The sequence below is a fragment of the Pedobacter sp. KLB.chiD genome, assembly GCF_047040275.1.
In the GTDB taxonomy this organism is placed as follows: Bacteria; Bacteroidota; Bacteroidia; order Sphingobacteriales; family Sphingobacteriaceae; genus Pedobacter.
Genome location: NZ_CP178207.1, coordinates 2,621,820 through 2,634,914, shown reverse-complemented (window position 1 = coordinate 2,634,914; position 13,095 = coordinate 2,621,820). Strand labels below are relative to the sequence as shown.

General features: G+C 40.5%; 11 protein-coding genes. 3 read left to right on the top strand and 8 right to left on the bottom strand.

All coding sequences use genetic code 11. The features are described 5' to 3' along the window. Positions 1 to 149: 149 nt before the first annotated feature. On the top strand, positions 150 to 353 hold the full coding sequence (locus tag ACK1I8_RS10750) for a GIY-YIG nuclease family protein (protein WP_412469320.1): 204 nt from the start codon (positions 150 to 152) through the stop codon (positions 351 to 353). A gap of 401 nt (positions 354 to 754) precedes the next feature. On the opposite strand, the gene ACK1I8_RS10745 is transcribed toward ACK1I8_RS10750, so the two are convergent. From ACK1I8_RS10745 to ACK1I8_RS10715, 7 genes are all read right to left on the bottom strand, one after another. Then, positions 755 to 1,696: a helix-turn-helix domain-containing protein gene (locus tag ACK1I8_RS10745; protein ID WP_412469319.1), complete on the bottom strand. Its 942-nt coding sequence runs from the start codon at positions 1,694 to 1,696 to the stop codon at positions 755 to 757. A 26-nt stretch (positions 1,697 to 1,722) separates the two neighbouring features. Then, entirely contained in the window at positions 1,723 to 2,823 is a 1,101-nt protein-coding gene (locus tag ACK1I8_RS10740; protein WP_412469318.1) for an efflux RND transporter periplasmic adaptor subunit, read from the bottom strand. A gap of 13 nt (positions 2,824 to 2,836) precedes the next feature. Then, a complete protein-coding gene (locus ACK1I8_RS10735; protein ID WP_412469317.1) occupies positions 2,837 to 6,121 on the bottom strand; it encodes an efflux RND transporter permease subunit in 3,285 nt (1,094 codons plus the stop codon). Positions 6,122 to 6,134: 13 nt separating this feature from the next. Continuing rightward, positions 6,135 to 7,526 (bottom strand): TolC family protein, encoded by a 1,392-nt coding sequence (locus ACK1I8_RS10730; protein WP_412469316.1) that lies wholly within the window; start codon positions 7,524 to 7,526, stop codon positions 6,135 to 6,137. Between the two features lie 366 nt (positions 7,527 to 7,892). After that, positions 7,893 to 8,312, bottom strand: coding sequence for an SRPBCC family protein (locus tag ACK1I8_RS10725; RefSeq protein ID WP_412469315.1), 420 nt, complete (start codon positions 8,310 to 8,312; stop codon positions 7,893 to 7,895). 111 nt (positions 8,313 to 8,423) lie between these two features. Continuing rightward, entirely contained in the window at positions 8,424 to 8,942 is a 519-nt protein-coding gene (locus ACK1I8_RS10720; protein ID WP_412469314.1) for a protease, read from the bottom strand. A gap of 1,051 nt (positions 8,943 to 9,993) precedes the next feature. After that, entirely contained in the window at positions 9,994 to 11,085 is a 1,092-nt protein-coding gene (locus tag ACK1I8_RS10715; protein ID WP_412469313.1) for an AI-2E family transporter, read from the bottom strand. Positions 11,086 to 11,269: 184 nt separating this feature from the next. Between ACK1I8_RS10715 and ACK1I8_RS10710 the strand changes: the two genes are divergently transcribed. Beyond that, positions 11,270 to 12,088 carry an alpha/beta hydrolase gene (locus tag ACK1I8_RS10710; protein ID WP_412469312.1) on the top strand — a complete coding sequence of 273 codons (819 nt, stop codon included), beginning with the start codon at positions 11,270 to 11,272 and terminating at the stop codon, positions 12,086 to 12,088. A 235-nt stretch (positions 12,089 to 12,323) separates the two neighbouring features. After that, positions 12,324 to 12,578: a hypothetical protein gene (locus tag ACK1I8_RS10705; protein ID WP_293789307.1), complete on the top strand. Its 255-nt coding sequence runs from the start codon at positions 12,324 to 12,326 to the stop codon at positions 12,576 to 12,578. Positions 12,579 to 12,884: 306 nt separating this feature from the next. Here the strand turns inward: ACK1I8_RS10705 and ACK1I8_RS10700 are convergent, their stop codons facing one another. Then, positions 12,885 to 13,073, bottom strand: coding sequence for a hypothetical protein (locus ACK1I8_RS10700; protein WP_412469311.1), 189 nt, complete (start codon positions 13,071 to 13,073; stop codon positions 12,885 to 12,887). Positions 13,074 to 13,095 lie beyond the last annotated feature (22 nt).

The window sequence follows — 13,095 nt, the reverse complement described above, 5'->3', positions numbered from 1 at the left end:
TAGCTCCGTCATTTCTAGCGGAGTGCAACGTAGTCGAGAAATCTATTATGTTAGATTTTTCCGTTCTGCACCCGACGAATACTCATTACACTTAATCTAATGAAGGTATTTTTTAGTTGAATAAAGATTTTGTTTGTAAATTCATAGACATGGAACTCGGAGGATGGATCTATATCATGACCAACTATGAAAGAACGACATTATACATTGGCGTAACTTCCGATCTAAGAAGCTGTATTTACGATCATCAAAATAAAATTTATCTTGATTCCTTTACTGCTAAGTATAATCTGATTTATTGTGTTTATTACGAGGATTTTCAATCGATCGAAGAGGCCATCAATAGGGAGTAGCAATTAAAAAAATGGAGTAGATTAAAGAAAGAAACGCTAATTAATAATTTTAATAAGGATTGGAACGATTTAAATGAAGTTATAAATGGGTGGGATGAATAGTGGGGGTAAGTGATTGAATTTCTCTTGATAGATCTCTCCCCGCCTGTACGGGCAGGCATTTCGCTATGCTCCAGTCGAGATGACGCCTCTAGTTCGTAATTTCTGGCGGATGCACCCCATCCATGTTTGCGCTCGTTTCCAAACGAGTGCATCAATAGTTACGCGATTTTATCATTGTAAATGATATACTATTCAACGCCCTTTAGAAACGAGCGTTAGCGGAAATCATTAGATTGTTCAGGATAAGACCCTGAAATAAACTCAGGCTGACGAGCTGTCTTTAGTAGTATCCGTTACTACTAGTTTGTCCTGAAAACTTTTGGCGTACATTGCATCTGACGTTTAAAAAATATATTAAAATTTGCCGGGTATTCAAAACCAAGGCAGTAAGCAATTTGTGCAATGTTCCATTCTGTATGTTTAAGCAGGGCTACTGCTTCTTTGGCTATCCTTCTCGAAATATGTTCGGAAGTGGTTTTGCCTGTTACTTCTTTTACGGCGTGGTTTAAATGGTTTACATGTACCAGCAGGCGCAAAGCAAAGTCATGTGCGGTTTTTAACTCCAAAATGTGTTCCGTAGAGCCAATTGGGAACTGCCTTTCCAATAATTCAAGAAACAATGATGTTAGACGTACGGATGCATTATTTTGTCTAAAAACAACATCCTGCGGTTTAACTTTTAATGCCTCATGAACAATAAGTTGTACATAGTTTCTCAACAGATCGTATTTATGGATGTAATCACCATCCATTTCTTTCATCATTTTACAGAAAATATCCTTTAATGTTATTTCCTGTTCTTCATCAATATGGATAACCGGACTATCATTTATGCGCCACAGCAAAGAATCGCGGATGGTTTCATTACGGCTATGGATAAAATTCTCGGTAAATAAACAAAAAAAACCAGCAGGTTTTGGTGAGGTACTTTCCCAGGAGTACGGAATATTTGGGTTGGTAAACAATAGTGCCCTTTCTTTAATCTCGATTTGTGTATCGGGATAATGCAAAATTCCATTGCCAATAATCAACGAAATTTTGTAAAAGTCCCTCCGGCTAAAGGCAGAGGGGATATTACTGCAAACGTTACCCCGGTTAAAAACATTAAAATGTCCGATATCATTAATCATTCCCAGACTTGGTGTAGGAATTTCAGGTCTGGTGATTTTTAATTTATTATAAAAATCTTCTAATGTTTCTTTTTTTTGAAGGGTTAAAAGCTCTTGGTTTTTCGACAACATAGTTTAAGTGCTTTATACAGGTAAAGTTAAGGTTTAATCGTCATTCCTTCGTGCATTTCCTCGTTTGGTTCTGCAACTAATTTGTCACCTTCTGTTAAATCACCAAAAACTTCTACCCGGTCCTCGGTTTCCCGGCCTTTCTTAACTGCTACTTTAACCGCTTTGTTATCGACTACTTTTAACACAAATAATCCTTCACTCGTATCCAATAAGGCTTTCCTGGCGATGGTAAACGTACTTGAATTGGCTGGAAGCGGTATATTAACCTCGGCAACCATTCCGGGCAGTAAAACTTTCGATGTATTTGGTACATCCATTTCAATGCGCTCAGCGCGCAGGCGTAAATCTAAGGCGCCCGATAAACGTTTTACTTTAGCTTTAAAAGTCTGGCTGGGCAAAGATTTTACCGTGAAACTAATTTCATCGCCAGCTTTTAAATAACCGGTATAAACTTCGGGAATAGAGACTGCCAGACGCAGATTTTTCTGATCCTGTAGCGTAAATAAGGGTAAATCAGAACCTTTACCTGTCGGACCCACATAGGCACCTAGATTTACATTTCTCGCAGAAATAATTCCGCTGAATGGTGCCCTGATGGTTAGATAATCCTGAACTGAGCTTACTTCTTTATAGGCTGCTTTTGCTGCCTCAAGTTGCGCTAAATCTGAATTCTTTTTTGCCATCGCCTGGTCCAGATCGTTTGTAGAAATTGTTCCAGGGGTTTTGCTGGTTTCGTACAAACGGTTATAATTTGCTTTGCTCGCCGTATAAATGGCTTCCTGTGCCTTTATACGCGATTGCATTGCGGCCAGTTGCGAACTCATTTCAGGTGCTTCCAAAGTCATTAATAGCTGCCCTTTGCTTACTTCTGAACCGATATCAACTTTCAAGGTTTTTACAAAGCTGCTCACTTTGGCGTATAGATCTACTTGTTGCAAAGCAATTAATTCGCCTGGTAAACTCAGTTTGGTAGACAGTCTCTCTTTTTTAAGATCGAAGGTTGTAATTGCTGATTCTTTTTCTTTCCCGGGCTTTACTTTCGATTCGGAGGATCCGCAACCGAATATCGCGGTTAGCACTAAAAATCCCGTAGTTAATAATCCTGTTGAAAATATCTTCATATTCATTTGTAATGATGATTTATTCTTTTTCTTGTAAACCTTTAATGTAATGGATGCTTTCTTCATCTTCCGGATCAAGTGAAATCGAATCGGTAGTCTGTTTGCCCTGTACCCATGCAAATACCAAGGGCAATATCATTAATACGGCGAAGGTGGAGGCCAGTAAACCACCAATAACGGCCCTGCCCAATGGGGAAACGGCACCACCACCTTCACCATGACCGATGGCCATTGGCAGCATACCCGCAATCATCGCAATGCTCGTCATAATAATCGGGCGTAAACGTAATGCGGCCGCTTCCCGTGCCGATTCAAGTGCATTGCCATTGTGTTTTCTCAATTGCTCTGCATTGGTAATGAGTAAAACAGCATTGGCTATAGATACGCCTACCGACATGATGATTCCCATATACGATTGCAGATTCAACGTCGATCCGGTAATGGTTAATAACAATAGTGAGCCTAAAATAACTGCAGGTACGGTTGCTAAAATAACCAATGGAACTTTAAATGACTGAAAATTAGCTGCCAGCATCAGAAAAATTACGACAATGGCTACAAATAAGCCTGATTGTAAGCTGTTTAAAGTATCCGTTAATACTTTGCTTAAACCAATGGCAGTAATAGTCAATCCTCTAGGGAGTTCGCCAACAGCTGCAATGGCCTTTTCTACATCTTTTGAAGCTGTGCCTAAGTCAGTATGGTAAAGATTTGCGGTTACCGATAAAAAAGGCATTGCGCCAATGTTATCGTTTTCGCCGGCGGTAGTATCTGGGGTGATTTTTGCTACATCGCTCAATACAGGTCTCGCCGAATTTTTTAATAAAGGAATTTCTCCGATATCATCTTTACTGGTCATCTGATTTAGTGGTACCTGAACCTGTACGCTATAAGGCAAAGCTGCTTTTTCGTCCAGCCAGATATTTTTATCGGTATAACGTGATGATGAAGTGGAGGCAATCAGTGATCGTGAAATATCGGCCATATCTACACCGATCTGCGCCGCACGTGTGCGATCAATATCGATATTTAGCGAGGGATACTTAATGGGCTGGGCGATCTGAACATCTCTCATATAAGGGATTTCTTTCAATTCTGCCAATATCTTATTGGCATATTTTTCATTCAGCTTTTTGTTTTTTCCTGCAATACGCACTTCAACGGGGGTAGGAGAACCCTGGCTTAATACTTTATCCGTTAGCTCTATAGGCTCGAAAGAAAGTTTAACTTCAGGTAGCAGTTTTTTGATTTTTTCTCTGAACTGATCCTTAAAATCGTCCATATCTTCTTCAAAATCTTTTAAACTTACCTGGAAAACTGCTTCATGCGGGCCAGCCATAAACTGGTAGATGGGATTTACGGAAAACTGTGCAGGATGCTGACCAACATACACGGACGAAATGCCCATATGTTTTTCACCAACCATTTTTTTTAGCTCAGCTAAAACCACATTTGCCTTTTCTTCCGTACGTTCTAAACGCGTTCCATCGGGTGCACGTAAACGCAACTGAAACTGACTCGAGTTTACCCTTGGCAATACATCGCGGCCAATATTAGCCAAAAGTAAAACAGCTAAGCCAATAATTACTACCAAATAAACCGAAACGACAGATTTTCGATAAGGTAATATCCGGTCAAGGAAACGCATAAACCGGTTACGGAATGTATCGAAGAAACCAATTTTACCATTGCCGCTAAAATCTTCACGTTCAACCAATAACTTTTTTTGGTTTAAGGTGTCTTTTTCCGATTCGAGGGTAATGCCGGTTGCGTTAAAATCAGCCTCATCCTGTGTAATGCCCGGATGATGTTCACTGCCTTTTTTAGGATGTGCGATCATAAGCCAGTTGGCCATAATCGGTACAAAAGTTTGTGATAACAGGAATGAAACCACCATTGAAAAGCCAATGGCCAGTGCCAGCGGTAAAAATAATGCCCCAGGGATACCGGTCATGGTAAAGGCTGGAGCGAATACAGCAAGGATACAAAACAGGATTAATAACTTGGGGAAAGCGATTTCCTTGCAGGCATCCCAAATGGCCAGTGCCTTTGGCTTGCCCATATCAAAATGCTGGTGGATATTTTCTATTGTTACAGTAGATTCATCCACCAGGATTCCAATGGCCAGCGCCAATCCGCTCAAAGTCATGATGTTGATCGTTTGTCCGAATAATTTCAGGAACAGCACCCCTGCGATGATAGAGGTAGGAATGGTTAGGATCACAATCAATGCGGCACGTTTGTCGCCAAGAAAGAGCAAAACCATCAGCCCTGTTAATATTGCACCAATTGCGCCCTCACTGATCAGACTTTTTACGGCATTGATCACATAAACAGATTGGTCGAACTCATAGGAAAGCTTCACGTCTTCTGGTAGGGTATTCTGAATGTTGGGCAGGTTTTTCTTTAAGTTTTTTACCACATCCCAGGTAGAGGCATCTCCAGATTTAGCGATACTTAAGTACACCGAGCGTTTGCCGTTGATTAAGGCATAACCAGCTACTAAATCTGCTCCGTCTTTTACCGTGGCCACATCCCGAAGCTGTAAATTTTGCACACTGCCCTTAAATAAGGGAATGTTCTCAAAATCCTTTACCTTTTTAATGGTATAATTGGTAGGGGTGAGGTAATTTTTATCGCCGATCCTGACATTTCCCGAGGGCGCGGTCTGGTTATTCAGCCTGATGGCTTCGACCACCTGGTCTACCGTTAGGTTATGTGAGCGCAGGAGTGAAGGGTTAACATTAATTTCTATTGTGCGCGGACTGCCGCCAAACGGGGCCGGGGAAAGCAAACCTGGTATGGCCGAAAAGCTGGGGCGTACATAAGTGTTGGCCAGATCCTGCAATTCATTATTGGTACGGATAGCACTACTTAGAACGAGCTGACCAACCGGAAGTGAAGAGGCGTCGAAACGGATCACGAAGGGCGGTTGTGATCCTGGCGGGAAAATGGCTTGTGCCCGCGTGGAGAGAGCGCTCAGTTCTGCCGCTGCCTGGGCCATATTGGTGCCTTCGTAATAGGTGAGCTTCATGAGCATTAAACCTTGCGTATTTTTGGTTTCGATACTTTTAATACCGTTTGCAAAAAGCAGGATGTTAACATATTGTTTACCAAAATAAGCCTCCATTTGATCTGGTGTATAACCACCAAACGGATGGGCAATATAAATTACCGGAAGATTCATCTGCGGCAGGATATCCACCTTGATCTGGTTGATGGCCCCGATACCGAAAAAGAATAATCCAGCCACCAACACCAAAATGGATATGGGCTTGCGGAGTGCAAAACGTATTAAATTCATTGATATAGCCAGATTAAAATTCGTTTATAAATATGTCGTAATTGCCCAATGCTGATGACTTGAGCAATAAGGCCTGCCAAACATTGGTAAAGGCAATATCTCTGTCGGTTTCGGCACGGTTTAGGGTAAAAAGCGCCTGTGTCAGGTCTACCAATGTGGTAAGTCCGTTCTTGTATAAAATACTTTTCTGCAAATAAGCATCAGATGCTGCCTTTACCTGGATAGGCGCCTCTTTATAATTGGCTAAAGCATTGTTCAGTTTGGTTTCGGCCAGGGCCAGCTGCGCTTTTAATTGCTGATCAATCAGCTTATATTCTTCCTTTAAACCCTGGCTAATGTATTCTTGTGCACGCACCTGCGGACGATTTTTTAACAAGGATGATAAATTCCAAGTCATTCCTATGCCAATCAAATAGTTTCCGCGTGTGGGGTTTATTCCGTCTGCATAGCTGGTAGAATAAGCCGTTTGATCTAAAGCATAAGCAGAGCTGAAACCAGAACCTTTACCCTGCATTACACCAAAAAAGGTGAACGTTGGATAATATAATTTTTTGAAATAATTAACCTGTTGCTGGCTGACATCTACCCGCTGCTGATAAAATTTTAAAAGGGGATGTGAACTTTTGATCGCCGTATCTTCCAGCAGGTTGCCCGGAATCCGGGTGATTGAAGCGGTATCCAGTACATACGTTGTGGCTGTTAACCCCATTAAAACGCCTAATCGGTTGGCTTGTTCCTGTTCAAGATCTTTGGCTTTGGTTAAAGCAATTTTCGCGCTGGAAACCTCGGCTGCTGCCAATGAGGAATCTACCCCGGCAATTAATCCGTTTTTAGCCCTGATTACGGCAGTATTTTTAAAGATAATGGCGCGATCGAGGTTTTTCTGTTGCGATTTGCTTAACCTTTGAGCGGCAAGCAAATTCAAATATGCTGCTGAAACACGGATTTCCTGTTGAAATTTCTCTTGTTCCAGATCATTTTTATCTCTTTGATAAGTAGCATCAGCAATTTTAATGCGTTCTTTTATTTTCCCAAAAGTGAAGAAATCCCAGTTTACATTGGCCAGATAGAGTCCACCAAATGCTGCATTCCAATTCTGTTTATTTAAAGAAGGACCGGATGAAGCAGTTCCCAAGCCACCCAGGCCATATTGTGGCCCGTTCTGACCGTTAATGGTGCCGTAATCTTGCTGTGCACTTAAGTTTAAATTGGGCAGGTATTCTCTTCGGGCCTGTTGGATACCAGATTTTGAGGCATTTGCATAGTTATCCTTGGCCTTAATGGAACCATAATTGCTCAATGCGGTATTCACCGCCTGTTTTAAACTGAGTATTTGCGCACTTATACCCGTGGAAAGGCTGATGAAAAATAGGAATGAAATATAGAATAAAGATATACGAGGCATAGTGTATAATTTACACGGCAAATGTAAATTATGAACGCTATATCAAAGTAATTTGGTTCAAATCAAAAATTATGCGAATCAAATAATAATCGAATTGTTACTTAATGGCCGATGAAAACAACATTTGAACCGATTTTAATTGATAATTTCTGAGATAGAGATAAAAATGAGCTAAAAAGATTAGAAATAGCGAGCGTAAAATCAAATTACAAAAGGATACTCATTTCTAGTGTATTGCGAGGAAATCGAGAACCCCGCAGTACCCAGCGAAGCTAAATCTGTCTCGAGTTAGATCTCTTCTCGTCTGTCGGCACTGGCGGGCACTCCACTGCGTTCTGGTCTGGATGGCGGTGATTATGGAAAGTATTATCCCTCTTCCGTATATTTTTTAAAATTATCCAGAATGGCCTGCCAACCGTTGCGTTGCATTTCGACAGGGTGGGTAGATTCTGCATCGAAAGTTTCCGTAATCCTCGTTTTTTCGCCCAACGCATCAAAAACAACACGCACAGTTCTGCCATCTTCAATGGTATATTCGATTTTTTGATGTTCAGCAACCGCAGTATAGGTCCCAACAAAATCAAAACTTACGCTGCCATCTTTTGCTGCCATGGAATTTTTAAATTGTCCGCCAACTTTTAAATCGTTCTCAGCATGAGGCGTATGCCAATCAGAAGAAGCAAAACTCCATTTGGTGATATGATCGGGATTTTTCCAAAATTCCCAAACTTTTTCTATTGGTGCATGAACTATCGTTTCTACAGTGATTGATGTGCTGTTTTCCATTTTTTAAGTGGCCTAAATTTATAGAATAAAGTTAAAGAAACTTGTGCTTCTTGTAAAGTGTAAACGCGACAAAGCAGGGGGATAAAACTATTTCTTGCGAAAATCTCAAAGTTAATGTATGTCATTATAAACAAAGGTAACCGTATCTTTAGACACCAAACCACTCATGTTGCCACCCGTATAAACGGCTTTGTAAACCGACCCTTTTTTTAGATCGTACGCTTTAAGTAAGTCTGCATTAGCCACCAGACTATCACCGGGTTTTACTGTAGTATAACTGGATGCCGGAGGGGGCATAATCCGTTTGGCCATCGCGCCTTTGTATGTTGCTTCTTCTCCTTTTTCGTTGGTGATACTTAAGTAGCTACTCAATAATGGCTCAAATGGTGTATGCCAGATACAGAATTTTTCCGCGTTATCGGTATTGTTGAGCACCACAAATCTTAACAACAACGGTTCGCCGTTAACCACATTGCCATTTATTTTTAGCTTAACTTCTGGTGAATCGGTTTGGTAAGCCGCAGTTTGCCCGGTGCTTTCGTTTTTAGCAGTTGCTGTATTTCTGGTGGCTTCGCTACAGGCCGACAACAAGACCATAATTGCGGGGATAATCAATCTGATATTTTTCATGAGCTGTTTTTGTTTGTATAAGCAAATGAGCATCGATATTGTTTGAATTTGATTAAACTAAAACGATTAATTATTTATTGATCTTATCACCGAAAACAAATCAGCAGTTCGATAGATACAGATGGCAGGTTGGTTTTCAGCAGGAATAATCGATCCGGTCTGAGGTGTTTATCAGAAACTATTTCGATTCGCAGTTTGTGCTAACCTCTGTTCAATAAACCCGGTAGGAGCGGGCATCCCGATTTAGATTGTGTTACCCTTATCTTGCAGGTTTTCTATCGGGATAAAGCGGATAACGGGACTACCGGCTCCGAAGGATTACTAAACGATCGTTTCCAAAAAAATAAATATTAGTCTGTGGTAATTTTTAAGGAGCGCAACTTGTTACTGCTGTTTTTGTCTCTTCCCGCTTTCCGTTTTACTTCTTGTTCACTTCATCCGATTGCTATCGGATCGGGGCTAAGTGGCACAGCCTGTAATAAGATTATCGGCCGGGTGTTTAGGCAAAATTTAAATATTCATCCAGGGTTTAACAGTTTGCGCTAACCTCTGTTCAATAAACCCGGTAGAAGCGGGCATCCTGATTTAAATACGATTCACTCTTGTTTCATAAGTTTTCTATCGGGATAAAGCGCATAACGGGACTGCCGGCTCCGAAGGATTACTGGACGATCGTTTTCAAAAAAATAAATATTAGTCTGTGGTAATTTTTAAGGAGCGCAACTTGTTACTGCTATTTTTGTCTCTTCCCGCTTTCCGTTTACTTCGTGTTCACTTCATCCGATTGCTATCGGATCGGGACTAAGTGGCGCAGCCCGTAATAAGATTATCGGCCGGGTGTTTAGGCAAAATTAAAATATTTATCCAGGGTTTAACAGTTTCTGCAGCAACCATTATTCAATAAACCCGGTAGGAGCGTGCATCCCGATTTAAATACTGTTTACTCGTGGTTTACTCTTATTTCACAGGTTTTCTATCGGGATAAAGCGGATAACGGGACTGCCGGCTCCGAAGGACTACTAAACAATCGTTTCCAAAAAACATCAATAACTTATCCTGTTGCCAGTTTTTTCTTTCTCCTAAACCTTTTCACCTGACCCATATGTTCTGTTGGGATATTATCTCCCAGTAATTTACCCCATGGCTTAAGTCCGTCTATCCGGTCAAAAATGATTTTCAGTACCGCAATAAACGGAATGGAAAGAAACATGCCGGGGATACCCCAAAGTGCAGCACCCATTAATACAATTACGATAGAAATAAGGGCATTGATCTGTACCTTGCTTGAAACAATGCGGGGCACCAGGATATTATTATCAATAAACTGGATGAGTGCATAAGCTCCAATAATTAAGAGCTGGGTAGTAAAACCATCCTTGGTTAAAGTAGCCATCAATACGGGTAAGGCAATAGCAATAATGCCACCAATATAAGGAAGCAGATTCAGTATTGCCCCGATTACCCCAATGAGAATGGCATTCGGTACGCCGAGAATAAGCAGCGCGGCGGAGTTCATTACGGCAACAATGGAAGTTTCAATCAATAAACCGATAATATAACTTTGAACAGCAGCCTTCGTTTCGCCTAAAATTTCGGCAACTTTCTGTTTGTTCTCCTCCGAAAACACTTCATAAATAAAATTAAGGATTAAGGTTTTATACAGTAAGATCAGAAAGGTATAAACCGGGATCAGGAAAACTACACTCAGCACACCCATTAAGCCGCTTAAGGTTTGACCGATCAAGGCTTTGCTGCCATTTGCGGCTTCACTGAGCATTTGCATCTGCTTTTTGGTGGAAATACCAAAGGTGGCCTGTAACCAACTTCTGATCTGCTCGAGCAGCTGCGATAATTTCTGTTTAATGTTCTCAAGATCATCAAAAAAATGGGCTAACTGTGAGGACAGGAAATAAAGGACGGCTACCACTACCAGCAAACCAATAAGCATGGAAAGAGTAATAGCGACTATTTTTGGCATTTTTCTCTCGAAACGGTTGGTCAGTGGGTTGAGCAGTATTGCAATGAGGGCTGCGAAAGCAAGCGGCACAAGGATGTCTCTCAGCACACTCATGATGAATACGGTAATGACCAATCCTAAAAGAATTACCGGTGCTTTGATGTAAAATGGGTATGTTTTAAGCATTATCTGGTAGGTTTACCGTTCAACAACCTGTTATGTAACAAATTTGTTTTAAAGTATTTTAACCCTTTGGGGAATAGGTAATTAAAGCATGATTATTTTTTTGCCTCCATTGCAGAAACAGGAAAAATTGCCCGTTTATTTTATAAATTTAGCGCCATATTATATCCATAAGCAAAAATTACCCATGAGAAATAGCTTTTTAATGATTGCCTGTTTGTTTTTATTTAACCATGTTGTAAATGCTGCCGAAGTAGATACTGCTTTAACCTATAGCAAATCCATGAAAAAAAATATTAAGGCAATAGTGATTAAACCTGATAACTATAAAACAGGAAAAGCTTTTCCGGTGGTTTACCTGCTGCACGGAGCAGGGGGCAGTTACGCGGAATGGGCTAAAAAGGTGCCGGGGATAAAAAATCTGGCAGACCAATATCAATTTATGATTGTATGCCCTGATGGTAATGTAACCAGCTGGTATTTCGATAGTCCGGTTGATCCTGCCTGGAAATACGAAACCTATGTAGCCACAGAGCTGGTAAACTATATTGATGAACATTACAAAACCATTGCTGAAAAAAGGGGAAGGGCCATTACAGGTTTAAGTATGGGTGGACATGGAGCATTTTATCTGGCCATTAAACACCAGGATGTATATGGTGCTGTTGGCAGCATGAGCGGGGGCGTGGATATCAAACCGTTCCCGAATGGGTGGGATATTTCGAAAAGATTGGGCAAGCAGGATGAATTTCCGGAACGCTGGAAACAAAATAGTGTAATTGACCTCGTTCACCTGATTAAGCCGGGATCTTTGGCAATTGCCTTTGAATGTGGTGTTGATGATTTTTTTTATAAAATGAATGTGCGCTTGCACGACGAACTATCATACAATAATATTGCGCACGATTTTACTACCCGGCCTGGTGTACACAACTGGGATTACTGGGCAAATGCGATTAAATTTCAAAGTGTTTTTTTAAGCAATTATTTTAGCCAAAAACCTTAGGTTAACTTTTGGAAAGCAGTTAACAGTTTTTCCCTTTTTCGGCGGTAAGCCGTTTCTTTTAATCGTTTGCGTTGCGTATCGGGATGTGGCTAAAATCATACTTATGGGATATAAATTGATACATATACCGCCTAAAAATTAACTTTTAGATTACACACAAGCTAAACCGTTACTATATTTTTGGTCTTTCTTGAAATCTTATTTATAAAACAGGAAACGAAGATTTAAAACCAAAATGAAATACTTAGTCAAAGAAATCAGTGAAGGAAATTGCGACATTACGCTATTGCCTGAAAACCTGAATGATAGAAATCTTTTAGCAGAAACTACAAAGGGTTTGCAGAACGATTACCAGGCAACCATCCAGTCGCATTATGAACATGCATTGAAAAACGAAGTTCATGGCAATGCCGCATTTGTTTCGTTAAATAGCGAGCAGAGTAATTATCCGAAAAGGGTTAATGTAAATTACCAGATTGTTTTAAGCTAAAGCTTTGTTTATTTTAAAAAGGGAGTACTAAAAAAGCACTCCCTTTTTTTACATCGGTATGTTACGTTTGATGGTGTCCCTTTTTGGTATCCCTTTTCGTCGTATCACGTTTTTTGGGTTCCTGCTTTTGTTTAGATTTTTTTTTCAGTTTTCTTTCTGGTCGTATCCCGGCAAGTCTGTGCAAAAGTGCCAAAACTGAACATTGGTATTTATGCGCTAAATTCAGTAAATACGCCTTTTAATCATCGAAAGATGTGTCGTTGTGCTGATGCATGAATGGTCTGGCGATAACGTAATCTGCATCAATCATGGCCAGGATACAGACCATTCATCAAAACCCATTGGACCTTTCTCCTGATCTTCTTTCTTTTTATCTTTTACTTTTTTGTCTGATTTTTTATAACCTGCTAAGGGATCAATCTGCCAGTCGTCATGATCATCAGGCTGATCAGCTTTTGAACTTTTTATTTCGGATATACCTGTTTTTCTTTCCATAATATATTAATTCCTGATTTTT

Bases quoted from the DNA above. Each gene is read 5' to 3' on its own strand.
- ACK1I8_RS10750 (WP_412469320.1), top strand. From the start codon at position 150: ATGGAACTCGGAGGATGGATCTATATCATGACCAACTATGAAAGAACG.
- ACK1I8_RS10745 (WP_412469319.1), bottom strand. From the start codon at position 1,696: ATGTTGTCGAAAAACCAAGAGCTTTTAACCCTTCAAAAAAAAGAAACA.
- ACK1I8_RS10740 (WP_412469318.1), bottom strand. From the start codon at position 2,823: ATGAATATGAAGATATTTTCAACAGGATTATTAACTACGGGATTTTTA.
- ACK1I8_RS10735 (WP_412469317.1), bottom strand. From the start codon at position 6,121: ATGAATTTAATACGTTTTGCACTCCGCAAGCCCATATCCATTTTGGTG.
- ACK1I8_RS10730 (WP_412469316.1), bottom strand. From the start codon at position 7,526: ATGCCTCGTATATCTTTATTCTATATTTCATTCCTATTTTTCATCAGC.
- ACK1I8_RS10725 (WP_412469315.1), bottom strand. From the start codon at position 8,312: ATGGAAAACAGCACATCAATCACTGTAGAAACGATAGTTCATGCACCA.
- ACK1I8_RS10720 (WP_412469314.1), bottom strand. From the start codon at position 8,942: ATGAAAAATATCAGATTGATTATCCCCGCAATTATGGTCTTGTTGTCG.
- ACK1I8_RS10715 (WP_412469313.1), bottom strand. From the start codon at position 11,085: ATGCTTAAAACATACCCATTTTACATCAAAGCACCGGTAATTCTTTTA.
- ACK1I8_RS10710 (WP_412469312.1), top strand. From the start codon at position 11,270: ATGAGAAATAGCTTTTTAATGATTGCCTGTTTGTTTTTATTTAACCAT.
- ACK1I8_RS10705 (WP_293789307.1), top strand. From the start codon at position 12,324: ATGAAATACTTAGTCAAAGAAATCAGTGAAGGAAATTGCGACATTACG.
- ACK1I8_RS10700 (WP_412469311.1), bottom strand. From the start codon at position 13,073: ATGGAAAGAAAAACAGGTATATCCGAAATAAAAAGTTCAAAAGCTGAT.